The sequence below is a fragment of the Streptomyces sp. NPDC020801 genome (genome assembly GCF_044334385.1).
GTDB lineage: Bacteria > Actinomycetota > Actinomycetes > Streptomycetales > Streptomycetaceae > Streptomyces.
Map to the genome: position 1 here is coordinate 168,840 of NZ_JBIRST010000012.1, position 18,576 is coordinate 187,415.

17 protein-coding genes are annotated in these 18,576 nt (G+C 71.4%); 4 read left to right on the forward strand and 13 right to left on the reverse strand.

Annotated elements, in window-relative coordinates; genetic code table 11:
• The first annotated feature begins 15 nt into the window (after positions 1-15).
• Entirely contained in the window at positions 16-621 is a 606-nt protein-coding gene (locus tag ACH4UM_RS24965; RefSeq protein ID WP_398183299.1) for a GPP34 family phosphoprotein, read from the forward strand.
• A 28-nt stretch (positions 622-649) separates the two neighbouring features.
• Here ACH4UM_RS24965 and ACH4UM_RS24970 read toward each other — a convergent pair whose 3' ends face one another.
• The 10 genes from ACH4UM_RS24970 to ACH4UM_RS25015 form a co-directional block, all read right to left on the reverse strand.
• Positions 650-1,075, reverse strand: a complete 426-nt coding sequence (locus ACH4UM_RS24970; protein ID WP_398183302.1) for a VOC family protein — start codon at positions 1,073-1,075, stop codon at positions 650-652.
• A gap of 81 nt (positions 1,076-1,156) precedes the next feature.
• Positions 1,157-2,761: a citramalate synthase gene (cimA, locus tag ACH4UM_RS24975; RefSeq protein ID WP_398183305.1), complete on the reverse strand. Its 1,605-nt coding sequence runs from the start codon at positions 2,759-2,761 to the stop codon at positions 1,157-1,159.
• Positions 2,762-3,103: 342 nt separating this feature from the next.
• A complete protein-coding gene (locus tag ACH4UM_RS24980) occupies positions 3,104-3,730 on the reverse strand; it encodes a TetR/AcrR family transcriptional regulator (RefSeq protein ID WP_398183308.1) in 627 nt (208 codons plus the stop codon).
• An 83-nt stretch (positions 3,731-3,813) separates the two neighbouring features.
• Positions 3,814-4,863: an agmatine/peptidylarginine deiminase gene (locus ACH4UM_RS24985; protein WP_398183311.1), complete on the reverse strand. Its 1,050-nt coding sequence runs from the start codon at positions 4,861-4,863 to the stop codon at positions 3,814-3,816.
• A gap of 81 nt (positions 4,864-4,944) precedes the next feature.
• The gene (locus tag ACH4UM_RS24990; RefSeq protein WP_398183314.1) at positions 4,945-6,633 is read right to left on the reverse strand and encodes an urease subunit alpha; all 1,689 of its coding nucleotides are present in this window, start codon (positions 6,631-6,633) and stop codon (positions 4,945-4,947) included.
• A complete protein-coding gene (gene ureA, locus ACH4UM_RS24995; protein WP_398183317.1) occupies positions 6,630-7,343 on the reverse strand; it encodes an urease subunit gamma in 714 nt (237 codons plus the stop codon). Before ureA ends, ACH4UM_RS24990 begins: the two co-directional genes overlap by 4 nt.
• 287 nt (positions 7,344-7,630) lie before the next feature.
• Complete coding sequence (locus ACH4UM_RS25000) at positions 7,631-8,719, reverse strand: branched-chain amino acid aminotransferase (RefSeq protein ID WP_398183320.1); 1,089 nt, start codon at positions 8,717-8,719, stop codon at positions 7,631-7,633.
• Positions 8,720-8,983: 264 nt separating this feature from the next.
• On the reverse strand, positions 8,984-10,027 hold the full coding sequence (locus ACH4UM_RS25005; RefSeq protein WP_398183323.1) for a 3-isopropylmalate dehydrogenase: 1,044 nt from the start codon (positions 10,025-10,027) through the stop codon (positions 8,984-8,986).
• A 114-nt stretch (positions 10,028-10,141) separates the two neighbouring features.
• Positions 10,142-10,273, reverse strand: a complete 132-nt coding sequence (locus ACH4UM_RS25010) for a hypothetical protein (RefSeq protein WP_398183326.1) — start codon at positions 10,271-10,273, stop codon at positions 10,142-10,144.
• A 205-nt stretch (positions 10,274-10,478) separates the two neighbouring features.
• The gene (locus ACH4UM_RS25015; protein WP_398183329.1) at positions 10,479-11,069 is read right to left on the reverse strand and encodes an aminoglycoside 2'-N-acetyltransferase; all 591 of its coding nucleotides are present in this window, start codon (positions 11,067-11,069) and stop codon (positions 10,479-10,481) included.
• A 128-nt stretch (positions 11,070-11,197) separates the two neighbouring features.
• Here ACH4UM_RS25015 and ACH4UM_RS25020 point away from each other — a divergent pair, with 128 nt between their 5' ends.
• Positions 11,198-12,073: an alpha/beta fold hydrolase gene (locus ACH4UM_RS25020; protein WP_398183332.1), complete on the forward strand. Its 876-nt coding sequence runs from the start codon at positions 11,198-11,200 to the stop codon at positions 12,071-12,073.
• A 7-nt stretch (positions 12,074-12,080) separates the two neighbouring features.
• Here ACH4UM_RS25020 and pruA read toward each other — a convergent pair whose 3' ends face one another.
• Together pruA and ACH4UM_RS25030 are read right to left on the reverse strand one after the other, a co-directional pair.
• Positions 12,081-13,721 carry an L-glutamate gamma-semialdehyde dehydrogenase gene (gene pruA, locus ACH4UM_RS25025; RefSeq protein ID WP_398183335.1) on the reverse strand — a complete coding sequence of 547 codons (1,641 nt, stop codon included), beginning with the start codon at positions 13,719-13,721 and terminating at the stop codon, positions 12,081-12,083.
• A 51-nt stretch (positions 13,722-13,772) separates the two neighbouring features.
• Entirely contained in the window at positions 13,773-14,753 is a 981-nt protein-coding gene (locus ACH4UM_RS25030) for a proline dehydrogenase family protein (RefSeq protein WP_398183338.1), read from the reverse strand.
• A gap of 160 nt (positions 14,754-14,913) precedes the next feature.
• On the opposite strand from ACH4UM_RS25030, the gene ACH4UM_RS25035 reads away from it, so the two are divergent.
• Positions 14,914-16,137 (forward strand): PucR family transcriptional regulator, encoded by a 1,224-nt coding sequence (locus tag ACH4UM_RS25035; protein ID WP_398183341.1) that lies wholly within the window; start codon positions 14,914-14,916, stop codon positions 16,135-16,137.
• Between the two features lie 163 nt (positions 16,138-16,300).
• Here the strand turns inward: ACH4UM_RS25035 and ACH4UM_RS25040 are convergent, their stop codons facing one another.
• Positions 16,301-16,891 carry a TetR/AcrR family transcriptional regulator gene (locus tag ACH4UM_RS25040; protein WP_398183344.1) on the reverse strand — a complete coding sequence of 197 codons (591 nt, stop codon included), beginning with the start codon at positions 16,889-16,891 and terminating at the stop codon, positions 16,301-16,303.
• Between the two features lie 97 nt (positions 16,892-16,988).
• Here ACH4UM_RS25040 and ACH4UM_RS25045 point away from each other — a divergent pair, with 97 nt between their 5' ends.
• Entirely contained in the window at positions 16,989-18,554 is a 1,566-nt protein-coding gene (locus ACH4UM_RS25045; protein WP_398183347.1) for an MFS transporter, read from the forward strand.
• The last annotated feature ends 22 nt before the right edge of the window (positions 18,555-18,576 follow it).

The window sequence follows — 18,576 nt, forward strand, 5'->3', positions numbered from 1 at the left end:
GACCAGGAGTCCGGCATGACCACACCGCGGGACCTGTTGATCGTCACCATGGACGTCCCGGCCGGCCGCCCGCTCGAGCAGGGCGACCTCTCGCTCGCGCTCGCGGGAGCCGAACTGGTCGACCTGCTGGCGGGCGAGTACGTCCTGCTGGACGGCGACCGCATCGTGCCCGGGCTGCGGCCGGCCACGGGTGACCGGCTCCTGGACGAGGCGGGGGCGGCGCTCGTCCGGGAGACGCCGTACGAGACCGTCGAGGACTGGCTGTGGCGCCGGGGCCGCGGCCTGGCAGCGGCCTATGTCTCCGATCTGGACGCCGAGGGGCTGCTCGCCGGGGAGCGCCACCGCTGGATGCCCCGGCGCACCACCCGGCCGGTGCCGGCCGACTCGCGGGCCCGGCGCGAGGCGGCCGACCGCTGGGCCGCCCGTGAGCCGGTGCTCGCCGGCCTGGCCGCCGCCGTGGGTGTCGAGGCCGAGCCGGCCGGCGCGATCGCCTACCCCGACGACGAGCCCGTAGTGACGGTGCTGGCCGCCGTCAACGACGCGGTGACGGAACTGGAGGCCGTGCGGCAGCGGCGGCGGATCGAGGACGCGGCCTTCGACAACATCTGGCGCGCGCCCTGACGAAGGCGGACGTCCGCTGCCGGGCGGGTCACCGGGTCGGCTGGCCGATGCCCAGCAGGTTCCCCTCGCTGTCCCGGAACCAGGCGCCGCGCTCCCCGCGGGCGCCCTTGCCGGGATAGTTGCCCTCGATCTCGGCGATCCCGTCGCGGGTACGGAACCCGGGCGCGTCGACCTCCTCGAACACCACACCGCGCCGCCGGAGCTCCGTCACGACCGCCTCGATGTCGTCGACCTCCCAGCCCATCTGGGTGAAGGTGCCGGGCGAGGAGCCCGTCGACCGGAACACCACGAAGTCCGTGCCGCCGCACCGGTACAGCAGCCCGCCGGGCCGTTCGTCGACGGGCTCCAGACCGAGCTTCTCGGCGTAGAAGCGCCGGGCCCGGTCCAGATCCCGGGCGGGCAGCCGGGTCGCCACGCGCCCCCGGCCCAGAAGGCTGCTGTGGTCGGCGTCCATGCCTCCACCGTGCCGCGGACGACGGCCGGACGGGCGGCGGAGGCGGCTGTCCGGCTACTTCGCCGGTGCCACGCCGTCCGGCTACTTCGCCGGTGCCACGCCCGCGCGCAGCAGCCCGTAGGTGCAGGCGTCCTCCAGGGCCTGCCAGGAGGCGGCGATCACGTTGTCGGCGACGCCCACCGTGGACCACTCGCCCCGGCCGTCCGAGGTGGAGATGAGGACGCGGGTGGTGGAGGAGGTGCCGTGCTTGCCCTCCAGGATGCGGACCTTGTAGTCGACCAGCTCCAGGGCGGCCAGCTCGGGGTAGATCTTCTCCAGGGCCACCCGCAGGGCGCGGTCCAGGGCGTTGACCGGGCCGTTGCCCTCCGCGGTGGCGACGATCCGCTCGCTCTTGGCCCACAGCTTGACGGTGGCCTCGTTGGCGTGGGTGCCGTCGGGACGGTCCTCGACGATGGCCCGCCAGGACTCCACTTCGAAGTACTTCAGCGGCCGGCCCTCAGCCTCGGCGCGCAGCAGCAGCTCGAAGGAGGCGTCGGCCGCCTCGTAGGTGTAGCCCTTGAGCTCGCGCTCCTTGACCCTCTCGACCACGCGGCCGACCAGCTCGCGGTCGCCGCCGAGGTCGATGCCGAGTTCCTTGCCCTTGAGCTCGATGGAGGCGCGGCCCGCCATGTCGGAGACCAGCATCCGCATGGTGTTGCCGACCAGCTCGGGATCGATGTGCTGGTACAGGTCCGGGTCGACCTTGATCGCGGAGGCGTGCAGTCCGGCCTTGTGGGCGAAGGCGGACACGCCCACGTACGGCTGGTGCGTCGACGGGGTGAGGTTCACGACCTCCGCGATCGCGTGCGAGATCCTCGTCATCTCGCGCAGGTGCCCCTCGGGCAGCACCTGCTTGCCGTATTTCAGCTCCAGTGCCGCGACCACCGGGAAGAGGTTGGCGTTGCCGACCCGCTCGCCGTAGCCGTTGGCCGTGCACTGCACGTGGGTCGCGCCGGCGTCGACCGCGGCGAGGGTGTTGGCGACCGCGCAGCCGGTGTCGTCCTGGGCGTGGATGCCGAGCCGGGCGCCGGTGTCCGCCAGGACGGTGGAGACGACCGCCTGGACCTGGGCGGGCAGCATGCCGCCGTTGGTGTCGCAGAGGATCACCACGTCCGCGCCCGCCTCGGCGGCGGCCCGGACGACGGCCTTGGCGTACTCCGGGTTGGCGCGGTAGCCGTCGAAGAAGTGCTCGCAGTCGACGAACACACGGCGGCCCTGGGAGCACAGGTGGGAGACGGTGTCCCGGACCATCTCCAGGTTCTCCTCCAGCGTGGTGCGCAGCGCCAGCTCCACATGCCGGTCGTGCGACTTGGCGACCAGGGTGATCACCCCGGCGCCGGAGTCCAGGAGCGCCTTGACCTGGGGGTCGTCCGCGGCCCTCGCGCCGGGCCGGCGGGTCGCGCCGAAGGCCACCAGCTGGGCGTGCTTGAAGTCGATCTCCTGCCGGGCGCGGGCGAAGAACTCGGTGTCCCTGGGGTTCGCGCCGGGCCAGCCGCCCTCGATGAAGCCCACGCCGAAGTCGTCCAGGTGCCGGGCGATGGCCAGCTTGTCGGCGACGGTGAGGTTGATCCCCTCACGCTGGGCGCCGTCGCGCAGCGTGGTGTCGAAGACGTGGAAGGAGTCGGCCGGCTGGCTGGTTTCGGTCATGGTCTCAAGGCTCCTGTGTAAATCTCGGTCTTACCGGAATGACCGGCTCCACCGTCCCCCCAATAGTCCCTCGCGCTTCGCACCCGGCTGAAGGTGGGCCAGGAAAACGAAAAACCTCTCGCGGGTGCGAGAGGTCTGCGCGCGGGTCGAGGACACGATGGCCGCCCGTACCTGGTCGTACATGGCGGTCACTGCGGACCGGCGCGCCTGCTGCCAATAATCATGGCGAACGAGAGCACGGGGGCAGTCTGGCACAGTCGTGCCCCCGCGCTCACCGCCGTCTCAGGATGCGGGCGGCGGCCTGGACGCCTCGGCGGCCTTCACCCGCGTCGGGTCCTCCGGTCAGGTGTCCGCGAGCCCCGGCCGCCCCAGGTTCTGGTCGAGGAACTCCCGTACATGGCCGAGCACCTGCGCCCGGTCGGTGCCGCGCAGCCCGATGGCCACATGGATGGAGAAGCCGTCGAGGAGGGCCCGCAGGCGGGTGGCGGTGCGGTCGGGGTCGACCGCGCGGAACTCACCGCGTGAGATGCCCTCGGCGATCAGGGCGACCAGATCGCGGTGCCAGGCGCCCTCGATGGCGGCCTGCCGGTCGCGGGCGTCCTCGTCGGCGTTCTGCGAGCGGTTCCAGACCTCCAGCCAGAGGGTCCAGTGCGGGTCGCGGTGGCCGTCGGGGACGTACAGGTCGACATAGGCGTCGACGCGTTCACGGGCGGGGCCGGTGCGGGTGAGCAGCCGGGCACGCTCGGCGCCGAGCCGGCTCTCGCTCCACTCCAGGGTGCGCAGCAGCAGCTCGTCCTTGGAACGGAAGTAGTACAGCAGATGGCCGCTGCTCATCCCGACCTCACGGCCGAGCGCCGCCATGGTGAGCTTTTCCAGACCGCGCTCGGCGATCATCTCCATGGCGGCGGCGAGCACGTCCTCGCGCGGTGGGGCGGGGGTACGCCGGCGGGGCGTCGGAGCGGTGCTCATGCGGGGTCCACCGCGTACGTGCCCCGCGGCTCGGCGGGGTGGCGGCCGCGGGCCGCGCAGACCAGTACGTTCACCCGTACGTTCTACCCGACGGCCGCCCTCGGCTGCTGCTGGGTGATGCAGTGGATGCCGCCGCCGCCCGCGAAGATCGTGCGGGCGTCGACCAGGGTCACCGTCCGCTCGGGGAAGAGGCGGCGGAAGACGCCGGCCGCGAGTTCGTCACGCGGGTCGCCGAAGGCGCACAGGACGACGCCGCCGTTGCAGAGGTAGTGGTTGATGTAGGAGTAGTCGGCCCAGTGGCCGTCGGCCTCCAGGACCGTCGGGGCGGCGACCCCGACGACCTCCAGGCGGCGGCCGCGCGCGTCGGTGGCCGACTTCAGGATGCCGACGACCTCCTTCGTCACCTCGTGGTCGGGGTGCGCGGGGTCCGGCTGGTGGTGGGCGACGACCACGCCGGGGCGTGCGAAGGCGGCGACGATGTCGACGTGGCCGAGGGTGCCGTAGCCGTGGGGAGGATAGTCGCCGGTCAGGCCGCGGGGCAGCCAGATGGCCTTGCGGGTGCCGAGGTGGGCGTGGATCTCGGCCTCGACCTGCTCCCGCGTCCAGTCCGGGTTGCGTTCGGGGCCGAGCTGGACGGTCTCGGTCAGCAGGACCGTGCCCTCGCCGTCGACGTGGATCGCACCGCCCTCGTTGACCAGCTTCGAGGCGTACGTCTTCGCGCCCGCGAGGTCCGAGACGTGGGCGGCGATCTTCGCGTCGTGCTCCCAGCCGGCCCAGTCCTGGGCGCCCCAGCCGTTGAACGTCCAGTCCACGGCGGCGAGTTCACCGGCGCCGTTGGTGAGGAAGGTGGGTCCGATGTCGCGCATCCAGGCGTCGTCGAGCTCGCGCTCTACCGTGTCGACGCCGTCGCCCAGCAGGGCGCGGGCGTCCGCCGACCGGCCGGGGCCGCAGACCACCGTCACCGGTTCGAAGCGGCGCACGGCGCGGGCCACCGACGCCCAGGCGGCACGGGAGGCGGCCAGGTCCTCGGCGGAGCCGAAGGTCGGGTTGGGGCCCGGCCACGCCATCCAGGTGCGCTCGTGCGGCGTCCACTCGGCGGGCATGCGGAAGCCGTCGGCGGCAGGGGTGTTCATGTCGGGGGTCCTCGCAGAGGTCACGTAGTCACGGAGGTCACGTACGTCATGTACGTCATGTACGTCATGTACGTCGGTACGTCACAGGAAGTACAGGCGGTTGAGGGAGACGGAGTCGGCGGGCTCGGAGCGGATCGGGTCGCCGTCGAGGGTGACCAGTCCGTTGCGCCGGTCGACGTCGACCGATCCGGTGCGGGAGTTCAGGCGCAGGTCGGCGGGGCCGATGCCGCGGGTGCCGCGGACGGCGGCCCTTCTCCTTCGCGTGGGCATCCTGTCGTTGCCCTGGTCCAGGGCGGCCTGCGCGACGAAGGCCACCGAGATGTCCGCCGGGGTGGCGCCGTGCGCGCCGAACTGCGGGCCCAGGACCAGGGGTTCGCAGGTGTCGGTGGCCGCGTTGGGGTCGCCCACCACACCGTAGGCCGGGAAACCGGACTTGAGCACGAGCTGCGGCTTGGCGCCGAAGTACTCCGGCCGCCACAGCACGATGTCGGCGAGCTTGCCGACCTCGATGGAGCCGACCTCGTGGACGAGTCCGTGCGCGATGGCCGGGTTGACGGTCAGTTTGGCGATGTAGCGCAGCACGCGCGCGTTGTCGTCGTCCGGGCCGTCCCCGTCGGCCGGGCCCAGCTCCGCCTTCATCTTCCCGGCCATCGCGAAGGTGCGGCGCACGGTCTCGCCCGCCCGGCCCATTCCCTGCGCGTCGGAGGAGGTGATGCCGATCGCGCCCAGGTCGTGCAGCACGTCCTCGGCGCCCATGGTGCCGGCGCGGATGCGGTCGCGGGCCATGGCGGCGTCGCCGGGCAGGTCGGTCTTGAGGTCGTGGACGGAGACGATCATGCCGTAGTGCTCGGCGACCGCGTCCCGGCCGAAGGGCAGGGTGGGATTGGTGGAGGATCCGATGACGTTGGGGACGCCGGCCATCTTCAGGACGTTGGGGACGTGTCCGCCGCCACAGCCCTCGATGTGGAAGGCGTGGATCGTCCGCCCCTGAAGGACGCGCAGGGTGTCCTCGACCGACAGGCACTCGTTCAGTCCGTCGCTGTGCAGGGCGACCTGGACGTCGTACTCCTCGGCGACGCGCAGTGCGGTGTCGAGGGCGCGGGTGTGGGCGCCCATGTCCTCGTGCACCTTGAAGCCGGACGCGCCCCCTTCGGCCAGTGCCTCGATCAGGGGCGCGCTGTGCGAGGACGAACCACGGCCGAGGAAGCCGATGTTGACCGGCCAGGCGTCGAAGGCGCCGAAGGCGTGCCGGAGCGCCCAGGGCGAGTTGACGCCCACACCCCACACCGGCCCGAACTCCTGGCCGATGATCGTGGTCACGCCGGAGGCGAGCGATGCCTCCATGATGCGGGGCGACAGCAGGTGGACGTGCGTGTCGACGGCGCCGGCCGTGGCGATCAGCCCCTCGCCGGACACGATGGAGGTGCCCGTGCCGACGACGACGTCGACCCCTTCGAGGGTGTCGGGGTTCCCGGCGCGGCCGATCGAGCAGATCCGGCCCTCCCGGATGCCGATCGACACCTTCCGGATGCCCTGCACGGCGTCGATCACGACGACGTTGCTGACCACCACGTCACAGGTCTCGCGGACGGCGGCCGCCTTGAGGTGCAGCCCGTCGCGGGCGGTCTTGCCGAACCCGGCGAGGAACTCGTCGCCGTACCTCTGGGCGTCGGACTCCACCCGGACGACCAGCCCGGAGTCGCCGAGCCGGATGCGGTCGCCGGCGCGGGGGCCGTGGGTGGCGGCGTAGGCGTACGGGTCGGTGCTCATCGGCCGGCTCCCTCGGGCCGGGTTCCCTCGGCCGCGGCTCCCAGATATCCGCAGGCGGCGGCCCGGCGCAGGGCCTCTTCCTTCGCGCCCGGCGCGTCCAGCGCCCCGTCGACGAGCCCCGCGAAACCGATCGCGATCCGCTCGCCGCCGATCGGCACGAGGCCGACCTCGACCCTCTCCCCGGGCCCGAACCGCACGGACGAGCCGGCGGGCACGGCGAGCCGCATGCCGTAGGCCCTCCCGCGCGGGAAGTCGAGCCGCGGGTTGGCCTCGAAGAAGTGGAAGTGGGAGGTGACGGAGACGGGGACGGTCGCGGTGTTGGTGACCGGCAGCCGTACGGCCGCCTCCGGCTCGGCGTGCGCCGGTCCCGGCAGCAGGGCGCCCGGGCCCCGGTCGCCCAGCCCACCCCCGGCGATGGGGCCGGAGACCACCGCGAGCCGTGAGCCGTCGTCGAAGACCGCCTCGACGTGCACCTCGGTGACCACGTCGGCGACGCCCGGCAGGACGTCGTCCGGGCCGAGCACCGTGCGGGCGCGCTCGATGGCCTCGGCGAGCCGGGCGCCGTCACGGGCCGCCTCGCACACCGTGTCGGCGATCAGGGCGGTGGCCTCCGGCACGTTGAGCCGCAGGCCGCGGGCCCGGCGGGCGCGGGCCAGCTCGGCGGCGCCGAAGAGCAGCAGCCGGTCACGTTCGGTGGGCGTCAGTCGCACGCCGCGACACCTCCTTGCCTTCCTGTGATTAGAGCACCACTCTAAACGCCGGACAAGTGGAAGGGAACCGTTGACCGCAGAGCCGTGCAGACGCCACATTGAACGTCGCTCAAATCAATCGTGCGGCCGCCGCAGGAGACCTGCCATGCCGACGGAACGGTGCGGAGTCGGCACCATCCCGGACCAGTGGGGGTACCCCTCGCTCGAAGAGCTTGGGGGTCCGGAAACGCCTCGGGGCCGCCGCGGACGAGGAGTCCGTGGCGGCCCCGAGGCGTGAGCCGGGAGTTCTAGCCGAGCTGGTGCATCCAGCCGTGCTTGTCCTCGCTGATGCCCCGCTGGATGTCCAGGAGGGCCTGGCGCAGCTTCAGGGTGACCTCGCCGGGCTCGCCGCCGGACTGCTGCCACTCGGCGTTCGCCCGCTTCACGGTGCCGACCGGGGTGATCACGGCCGCCGTCCCGCAGGCGAAGACCTCGGTCAGCGTGCCGTTCTCGGAGTCGCGCTGCCACTGGTCGATGGAGACACGGGCCTCCTCGGCCTCGTAGCCGAGGTCGCGGGCGACGGTCAGCAGCGAGTCACGGGTGACGCCCTCGAGGATCGAGCCGGTGAGGGCGGGGGTGACGATCTTGTTGCCGTAGACGAAGTACAGGTTCATGCCGCCGAGTTCCTCGACCCACTTGTGCTCCACGGCGTCGAGGTAGCAGACCTGGTCGCAGCCCTTGGCGGCGGCCTCGGCCTGGGCGAGCAGGGAGGCCGCGTAGTTGCCGCCCGTCTTGGCGTCGCCCATGCCGCCGGGGACGGCGCGGACGCGGTCCTCGGAGGCCCAGATGGAGACGGGCTTCACGCCGCCGGGGAAGTAGGCGCCGGCCGGGGAGGCGATCACGATGAACAGGTACTCGTTGGCGGGCTTGACGCCCAGTCCGACCTCGGTGGCGATCATGAACGGACGCAGGTAGAGGGACTCCTCGCCGCCGTGCGCGGGGACCCACGCCTTGTCCTGCTGGACCAGGGCGTCGCAGGCCTCGATGAAGGTCTCGACGGGCAGCTCGGGCATGGCCAGGCGGCGGGAGGAGGCCTGGAAGCGCTGGGCGTTCTTCTCGGGACGGAAGGTGGCGACCGAGCCGTCGGGCCGGCGGTATGCCTTCAGGCCCTCGAAGATCTCCTGGGCGTAGTGCAGGACGTGGGTGGCGGGGTCGAGGGAGATCGGCGCGTACGGAACGAGCTGGCCGTCGTGCCAGCCCCGGCCCTCTGTCCACCGGATCGTCACCATGTGGTCGGTGAAGTGGCGGCCGAACCCGGGGTTGGCCAGGATCGCCTCGCGCTCCGCGTCGGAGAGCGGGTTGGCCGAGGGCTTGAGCTCGATCGTGGGCGTCGTCATGAGTGAGTGTCCTTCACCGAGTTGTCGTGACGGGCCGCGCTCACGCCCGCACGGCCAGTGGCCGGTGCTAGGACGTCCGAGCATTCCCTCATGTCGCGGCTCCGCGTTCGATTATCACGCGGCGCCTACGGCGGAAGAAAACGGGGTGAATGCGGCCCAGGGGTTGATGGTGGCACCCGGCGCCGCATACGGAAAGCCGCCGGGTGCGAAAGCGACCCGACGGCTTCGAGAGATCTGCGTGAGATGTCCGAGTGGCGCGGCAGGTCAGCCGGCTACTCGTACGGACAGCGCGTCGCCGATGTCGGCGGTGCTGCGGGCGGGCAGCCCACCGCGCTCCGCGAGGTCGGCGGAGACGGCGTCCTCGATCCGGGTCGCCTCGGCGCCGTAGCCGAGGTGGCGCAGGAGCAGGGCGACGGACAGGACCGTGGCGGTGGGGTCGGCCTTGCCCTGGCCGGCGATGTCCGGGGCCGAGCCGTGCACCGGCTCGAACATGGACGGGAACTCGCGGCTCGGGTTGATGTTGCCCGAGGCCGCGACGCCGATGCCGCCGGAGACGGCCGCGGCGAGGTCGGTGATGATGTCGCCGAAGAGGTTGTCGGTGACGATGACGTCGAACCGCTCGGGCTGGGTGACCAGGTAGATCGTTGCGGCGTCGACGTGGATGTACTCGGTGGTGACCTCGGGGTACTCCTCGGCCACCTTGTTGAAGATGTTGGTCCACAGGTGACCGGCGAAGGTCAGCACGTTGTTCTTGTGGACCAGGGTGAGCTTCCGGCGCGGGCGTGCCTGGGCGCGGGCGAAGGCGTCGCGGACCACGCGCTCGACACCGAACGCCGTGTTGACGGAGACCTCGGTGGCGACCTCGTGCTCGGTGCCCTTGCGGATGGTGCCGCCGTTGCCCGTGTAGGGGCCCTCGGTGCCCTCGCGGACGACGACGAAGTCGATCTGCGGCTCACCGGCCAGCGGGGTGGCGACACCCGGGAGGAGCTTCGACGGCCGCAGGTTGACGTGGTGGTCGAAGGCGAAGCGGAGCTTGAGCAGGAAGCCGCGCTCCAGGACGCCGGAGGGCACCGACGGGTCGCCGATCGCACCCAGCAGGATGGCGTCGTGCTGCTTCAGCTGCTCCAGGTCGGCGTCGGTGAGGGTCTCACCGGTGGCGTGGTAGCGCCGGGCGCCGAAGTCGTACTCCTTGGTCTCCAGCTTCACATCCTGCGGGAGGACCGCGGCCAGGACCTTCAGGCCCTCGGCCACGACTTCCTGGCCGATGCCGTCACCGGGAATCACTGCGAGATTGATGCTGCGAGACATGCCGGCACCCTACTCCTCGTCCCATGAGATGACACGGCGCGTCCGCGATATGGACACGCGAGGATGCCGGCCAGGCGCGCGGATGCCCGGTGGCCCGCTCGGAGACGCGTCGGCTCAGTGACCCGTCTGGCCGCCGTTGTCGCGGCGGTCGAGGGCGCGCTGGAGGGCGGCGGCGGCGTTCCTGCGGTCGGAATCAGTGGTACGGGAGACGTGACGGACTCGGCGGCGGACGGTCGTCTCGGCCATGGGGAATCGGCTCCTTCGGCGAACGTGGACTGCGGAAAGAACTGGGGGTTGCGAGACGCCGGAGTGGGCGGGGAGCGGTGCCGCAGGGGTGACCTGCACGGGGCCCGGCTCACGACCGCCATTCGCTTGATCGAGCGAGACGTTCGGCTCCTACAAAACTAAGCGAGGACCCGGCGTCTGTCTCCACAATTACTCGGACTTCCTACTATCTGAGACGGCGAATCAGGCCGCACCCTTCCGGCCTGCGTCTTCGTCCGATGCGGACGGGTCGGAGAACGTCACCCTCACGCCGGCCGAAGAGCAACTCGGCCTCGGGGCCGGCCGTGGCGGCGAGCGCCGGCAACACGTACGTGGAGCCCTCCTCCCCGGCCAGGCGCACCACACCGTCCGGCCCGAGCGCCCGGATCGGCCCACGCCAGGCCTGCCAGCCCCGGGCCGCGTGCAGCCGGGCACCCGCGTCGCTCGCCGAGAGCGCCCCGAACTCGTAGGCGCGTTCGACGACTCCCTCCAGGACCGCCGTGATCCGGCCCCCCAGCCCGGTGCGCCGGACGTCACGCCGGACGGCGGCCCCCTCGACGCACCCGGTCCACAGCCACCGCCCACCGCACCGCACCCGCCGCATGACCACGACCCCGTGCGCGGTGAGCCCGTGCTCGCCGCAGGCCGGCACATGCAGGCCGCCCAGCGTGTGGTCCCGGTCGTCGTCGCCGAAGCCGCCACCGAAGGCGCCGTCCAGCAGGGCGCGAACGGCGTGGAGCTCGGTGGGCGTGAGCTCGGCGGTGTGGGCGGTGCACATCCACGCAGCATCCCGGGGCACGCACACACACCTAACCTCTATAAATTAATTGACTGGTTAGACATGACCGTGCTGAACTGACCCTCAAACCATCAAATACGTCTTCACAGGTTAGAGAGGGAGCGGCCATGAGCGGCAGCCGTCAGGTCCACCACCGCACCGCCACCGTCCGAGGTCACGAGGTGTACTACCGCGAGGCCGGTCCCGCCGGCGCCCCGGCACTGCTGCTCCTGCACGGGTTCCCGAGCAGCTCGCACATGTTCCGCGACCTGATCCCGCTGCTCGCCCACCGCTACCGGGTGATCGCCCCCGACCACATCGGCTTCGGCCGCTCGTCCGCCCCGGCCGCCGCCGACTTCCCGTACACCTTCGACGAACTGGCCGCCGTCACCGACGAGTTCACCCGGTACCTGGGGCTGACCGGGTACGCGCTCTACATCCAGGACTACGGCGCCCCCATCGGCCTGCGCCTCGCCCTGGCCCATCCGGAGCGGGTGACCGCGATCGTCACGCAGAACGGCAACGCCTACGAGGAAGGGCTCGGCAAGGACGCCTGGGCGCCGGTCCTCGCGCTGATCGCCGAGCGCACCCCGCGGACCGAGGCCGCGGTCCGGGAGATCAGCAGCCCGGACGGGATCAAGTGGCAGTACCTGCACGGCGTACCGGACCCGTCCCTCGTCAGCCCGGACGCCTACGAGCACGACGCGGCCCTGATGGCCCGTCCGGGCCAGGTGGAGATCCAGCTCGACCTGATCTCCGACTACGGCGCCAACCTCGCGCTCTACCCGGCCTTCCAGGAGTACTTCCGCAGCAGCCAGGTCCCGCTGCTCGCGGTCTGGGGCGCCCACGACGAGATCTTCGTACCGGCCGGCGCGCTCGCCTTCCGGCGCGACCTGCCGAACGCGGAGGTCCATCTGCTGCCCACGGGGCACTTCGCCCTGGAGACGCACGCGGGCCAGGTCGCCGCCCTGATGGACGGCTTCCTGGCCCGGAACGCCGGGTAGTGCAGGCTCAGCCCATGTGCGGGTAGGTGTAGTCGGTCGGCGGAACCAGGGTCTCCTTGATGGCGCGGGTCAGGGTCCAGCGCATCAGGTTCTGCGGGGCGCCGGCCTTGTCGTTGGTGCCGGAGGCGCGGCCGCCGCCGAAGGGCTGCTGGCCGACCACGGCTCCGGTCGACTTGTCGTTGATGTAGAAGTTGCCGGCCGCGTAGCGCAGCTTCTCCATCGTGTACGCCGCCGCCGCGCGGTCGTTGGCGATGACCGAGCCGGTCAGGGCGTAGTCCGACACCGACTCCATCTGGGTCAGCATCTCGTCGTACTTCTCGGCGGAGCTGTCGTCGTACACGTACACCGCGAGGATCGGGCCGAAGTACTCGGTGGTGAAGACCTCGTTCTCCGGGTCGGTGCACTCGATGACGGTCGGGCGGACGAAGTAGCCGACCGAGTCGTCGTAGGTGCCGCCCGCGACGATCGTGCAGGACGGGTCCTGCTTGGCCCGGTCGATCGCGGCCTTGTTCTTGGCGAAGGAGCGCTCGTCGATGACCGCGCCGATGAAGTTCGACAGGTCGGTGACATCACCCATGGCCAGGTAGTCGACCTCGGTGGCGAACTCCTCCTTGAAGCCGGAGTTCCAGATGGAGGCCGGGATGTACGCCCGGGAGGTGGCCGAGCACTTCTGGCCCTGGTACTCGAAGGCACCGCGGGTCAGTGCGGTCTTCAGGATCGCGCGGTCGGCGCTCGGGTGGGCCACCACGAAGTCCTTGCCGCCGGTCTCGCCGACCAGACGCGGGTAGGAGCGGTAGTTCTCGATGTTGCTGCCGACCGTCTTCCACAGGTACTGGAAGGTCCTGGTCGAGCCGGTGAAGTGGATGCCCGCGAGGTCACGGTGGACCAGGGCGACCTTGGAGACCTCGATGCCGTCACCGGTGACGAGGTTGATGACGCCCTTGGGCAGGCCCGCCTCCTCCAGCAGCCGCATGAGCAGCACGGCCGCGTGGGTCTGGGTCGGGGACGGCTTCCACACCACGACGTTGCCCATCAGCGCGGGCGCGGTGGGCAGGTTGGCCGCGATCGCCGAGAAGTTGAACGGCGTGATCGCGTAGACGAAGCCCTCCAGCGGGCGGTGGTCGAGGCGGTTCCACACGCCCGGCGAGTTCGCCGGGGGCTGCTCGGCCAGGATCCGGCGGGCGTAGTGGACGTTGAAGCGCCAGAAGTCGACCAGCTCGCAGGGGCTGTCGATCTCGGCCTGCTGCACGGTCTTGGACTGGCCGAGCATGGTGGAGGCAGCGATCGTCTCGCGCCACGGGCCGGCCAGCAGCTCGGCGGCGCGCAGGATGATCGCCGCGCGGTCGTCGAAGGACATCGCGCGCCAGGCCGGCGCCGCGGCGAGGGCCGCGTCGATGGCGTCCTGGGCGTCCTGCCGGGTCGCGTTGCGGTACGTGCCCAGCACGGCCTTGTGGTTGTGCGGCTGGACGACCTCGAAGGGCTCGCCGCCGCCCATGCGCTTCTCGCCACCGATGGTGCAGGGCAGGTCGATCGGGTTCTCGGCCAGCTCCTTGAGCTTGGCCTCCAGACGGGCACGCTCGGGCGAGCCGGGGGCGTAGCCGTGCACCGGCTCGTTGACGGGGGTGGGGACCTGGGTCACAGCGTCCATGGGTTCCGTAACTCCTTGACTTGAGCGGTGTTGCGAGCGGGGTGCGGTGGCTCAGCCCTTGCTGACCATCGAGCGGAGGAAGAAGCGCAGGTTGGCCGGCTTCTCCGCGAGACGGCGCATGAAGTAGCCGTACCAGTCGGTGCCGTAGGCGGTGTAGACGCGCATGCGGTGGCCCTCCGCGGCGAGCCGCAGGTGCTCGTCGCTGCGGATGCCGTAGAGCATCTGGAACTCGTACTCGGCCGGCTTGCGCCCGGCCGTCCGCGCCAGCTCCTGGGCGATGGAGATCAGACGCGGGTCGTGCGAGCCGACCATCGGGTACCCGTCGCCCTCCATCAGGGTGCGCAGGATCCGGACGTACGCCTTGTCGATCTCGTGCCTGCTCTGGTAGGCGACCTCGGCGGGCTCCTTGTATGCGCCCTTGACCAGGCGTACCCGGCTGCCGCTCGCGGCGAGGCGGCGGGCGTCGGCCTCGGTGCGGAAGAGGTAGGCCTGGATGACGCAGCCGGTCTGCGGGAAGTCCTTCCGCAGCTCCTCGTGGATGGCGAACATCGAGTCGAGGGTGGTGTGGTCCTCCGCGTCGAGCGTGACCGTCGTGCCGATGGCGGCGGCGGCCTCGACGACCGGGCGGACATTGGCGAGCGCCAGCTCGTGCCCGGCGGAGAATGCGGGGGCGGGCCCGGGGGGCCCTCCGGCAAGGGCGGTGGTGGGCGACGGGAGGGACTGGCCGAACATGGACAGCTTCACCGACATCTCGACCTTCGGGCCGAGCTCCAGGTCCTTGATCCGGTCGATCAGCCGCAGATAGGCGTCGCGGGCGGCGGCCGCCTGCCCGGGCGTGGTGATGTCCTCGCCGACCACGTCCATGGTCAGCTCCAGGCCCCTGCCGGTCAGGTCCTCGATGATCGGGACGATGTCGTCCACGGTCTCGCCGGGGATGAAGCGGTCGACGACCTGCTTGGTCACCGGGGCCGCCGAGATCAGGCGTCGCATCCGGTCGCTGCGCGACGCGGCGAGAATCACGGGACCCAGCACGGGGCACCTCCACAACAAGCAACAAGGGCCGGAACCCGCCATTCGGGAACGGCACGGAGAACCACCGTGAAAGTTAAGGATCCCTCCGATCGTCTTCCATCGACAGCTGTCACGCATCCGTGCACTGGATCTCAGACAGTTGTATGAGAGCCCTGTGCAAATGCGGGAGAATGCCCGAGTGACGGCCGATTACAAGGGTGACTACCAGGAGCTGGTCGACGAGATCTCCGAGCTGCTCGGCGCACCGGCGACGCTGGAGAACCGCGACTTCGAGCTGATCGCCTTCGGCGCCTACGACAGCGAGGGCGATCTGGACCCGTCGGCCCTGGACCCGGTGCGCACCCGTTCGATCCTCACCCGCCGCTCCACGGCGGCCGTCCGCCACTGGTTCGAGGGCTTCGGCATCACGAGGGCGACCGGACCGGTACGCATCCCGCCGACCCCGGAGGCGGGCGTGTACCGCGGCCGGATCTGTCTGCCGGTACGCCATCGGGGTGTCGTCCTCGGCTACGTCTGGCTGCTGGACTACGCCCCCGGGCCCACCGAGCAGCAATTGGCCGCCGCCATGCGGGTGACCGGGCGGATCGGCGCGCTGCTGGCGGACGAGGCGCAGCACGGCGCCGATCTCACCCGGGAGCTGCGGGCGGTGCTGACCGCCGAGCGGGGCTGGCCGCGGGACATGGCGCTGGCGGAACTGCGTACGGCCCTGGGCGCACGCGCGGACGGCCCGCACACGCTGGTGTGCGTGGCCCCCTGGCCCTCGGCCGACCCCGACGACGCCCCCTCGGTCCGGACCCTGCCGGGCGCGACGGCCCTGTGCACGGTTCCCTGGGACGGGGGCACCCCCCACGCCGTCGAGGCGGTGGGGGAGCCGGCGCAGTGCCTGGCGCTGCTGGTCCGGCTGCGCTCCGCCGACACGCTGACCCCGGCGGTCTCGGCGGCGACCCGGCTGCTGGAGCGGGCGGGCGACGTGCGCGGCGCCGCCGGAGTCGCCGCCGCGCGGACCGGGCTCGCGGAGCTGGGCACCGCCTGGACGGAGGCGTCGTCCGCCGCACGGGCCGCGGCGGCGGAGCCGCGGCTGGGGCCGGTCGCGCAGTGGGCGTCGATCGGGCCGTTCCGGCTGCTCACGGCACTGCCTCCACAGGCCGCCCACGACCCCGTCGTGCGCGTCCTGCTCTCCCCCGCCCACCAGGAGCTGGCCCGCACCGCCGAGGTCTATCTCGACTGCGCGGGCCAGGCCGGCCGCGCCGCCGCCGAGCTGGGCATCCACCGCCAGACCCTCTACTACCGCCTGTCCCGGGTGGAGCAGCTGACCGGCCTGGACCTGGACGACGGCGAGGACCGGCTGCTGCTGCACATGGCCCTGAAGGCGGCCCGGCTCTAGCTGGTGCTGTGGCCGGAAGGGTTTGCCGGAAGGCTCGCGGCGTCCGGTGCGGTGCATCGCACGGCGGAGCATCGCCCGCGTACTGGATGTACTCGGGTGAGGCGACAACGCGGCGAGATGCCGTGCCGGGCGTCGCGAGCCGTGAACCTTTCCGGTCGCAGCGCTAGGGGGTGTCCGCGGCCGCGATCACCCGGCGCAGTCCTTCGGTGAGCTGATCGGCGTCGGTCGCCGAGTCCGGGTCGAAGAGCCACTGGACCATGAGCCCGTTGAGCAGGGTCTGGTAGAAGCGGCCCTCGGTGTCGACCCTCTCCTTGCCGAGTTCGCCCTCCGGAACGCCGGTGAACATGGACAGCAGGCCCGAGCGCCCCTCCTCCTGGGCCTCGCCCAGGAGCCGGCGCACCTGGGGAATCCGGTCGCTCTGGAAGATGAGTTCGAAGCTCAGCAGCCAGATGGCCCGCGACTCGGGCACCGAGCGGATGACGTTCGCCCACACCTCCTGGAAGCGCTCCAGTGACCCGGGGGGTGCCGTGGTCTCGTCTCCCCCGCCCCAGCCGGGGTCCATGGTCTCGCCTACGCCCTCGATCAACGAGACGTACGCCTGCACCAGCAGGGCGTCCTTCGAGCCGTAGTGGTAGCCGATCGACGCGAGATTGGTCCCCGACTCCTTGACGATGTCGCGCGCCGTGGTGCGCAGGAAGCCCTTGTCGAGCAGGCAGCGCTTGGCGCCCTCGAGCAGATCCTCACGGTGTCCCATGGCGACCACCCTACCCGCGGTCCATACAACCGTCCTAGACACATGACTTATACAACCGTTCTAGACAAGTGTTTAATACGCCCGTACATTCCTTGGCATGACGAACTCGACGAGCACCACCCCGACTTCGGCCACGCCCCCGCAGCGCGCCGGCCGCCGCGAATGGACGGCCCTCGGCGTGCTGATGCTGCCGCTGCTGCTGGTCTCGATGGACGTCTCGGTCCTGTACTTCGCCATCCCGGCGATCAGCGCCGACCTGGAGCCGAGCGGCACCCAGCAGCTGTGGATCTTCGACATCTACGCGTTCGTGCTGGCCGGCCTGCTGATGACGATGGGCTCGCTGGGCGACCGCATCGGCCGCCGCAGGCTGCTGCTGACCGGCGCGGCGGCCTTCGGCGCCGCCTCACTCGTGGCGGCCTACGCGAACAGCGCCGAGACCCTGATCGCCGCCCGCGCGGTCCTCGGCATCGGCGGCGCGACCCTGATGCCCTCGACGATGGCACTGGTCCGCACGATGTTCACCGACCCCGCCCAGCGGGCGAAGGCGATCGGCATCTGGTCCGGCGTGATGACGGCGGGCATCGCCCTCGGCTCGGTGCTGAGCGGTGTCCTGGTGCAGTACTTCTGGTGGGGCTCGGTCTTCCTGGTCAACCTGCCCGCGATGGCGCTGCTGCTGGTGCTGGGCCCCGTACTGCTGCCCGAGTCCAAGAACCCCGCGCCCGGCCGCTTCGACCTCCTCGGCGTGCCGCTGTCGATGGCGGCGGTGCTCCCCGTGATCTACGGCCTGAAGGAGATCCCGTCCGAGGGCTGGCACCCGCTCTACGTCATCTCCATCACCGTCGGCCTGGTCTTCGCGGCGCTCTTCGTCCACCGTCAGCGCACCGCGGCCTCACCGATGATCTCGCCGGCTCTGTTCCGCGGCCGGGGTTTCGCGCCCGCGGTGATCCTGAACCTCGTCTCCTCGTTCGCGATGATGGGCTCGGCGTTCTTCACCACGCAGTACCTGCAGTCGGTGCTCGGCAAGAGCGCGATGGAGGCGGCCCTGTGGGCGCTGCTGCCCTCGGTGCCGATCGGCATGGCGGCTCCGCTGGCGACCGCGCTGGTGCAGAAGGGCGTCAACCGGGCGTACGTCGTCACGGCGGGCTTCGCGATCGCCGCGGCGGGCTACGGGATGCTGGCCCTGGCCGGCACGGACTCGCTCTGGCTGGTGCTGACCGCGTGCGGGGTCCTGGCCTCCGGCATCGTGATGGTCATGTCCCAGATGACCGACCTGGCCATCGGCGCGGCCCCGCTGGCACAGGCGGGCGCGGCCTCCTCGCTGCTGGAGACCGGTGCGGAGTTCGGCGGCGCGCTGGGCATGGCGGTCCTCGGCTGCATCGGTACCGCCCTGTACCGCCACGACATCCCCGCCGGCGCCCCGGCCGAGGCCCACGAGACCCTCGGCGGCGCGCTCGCGGTGGCCGGCCGGCTCCCGGGGCACGCCGGCGACGCCCTGGCGACGGCGGCACGGGAGGCCTTCACCCACGGCATGCGGGGAGCGGCGATCGCGGGGGCGGCGGTGCTGGTCCTGGCCGCGGTGGGGGCGGCGGCGACACTGCGCCGGATCCACGTCGGACAAACCCCTGCGGCCGAGCCGGAGGTGGCCGAGGAGGCCGTGGCCTGACGGCCCGGCGGTACGGCAAGGG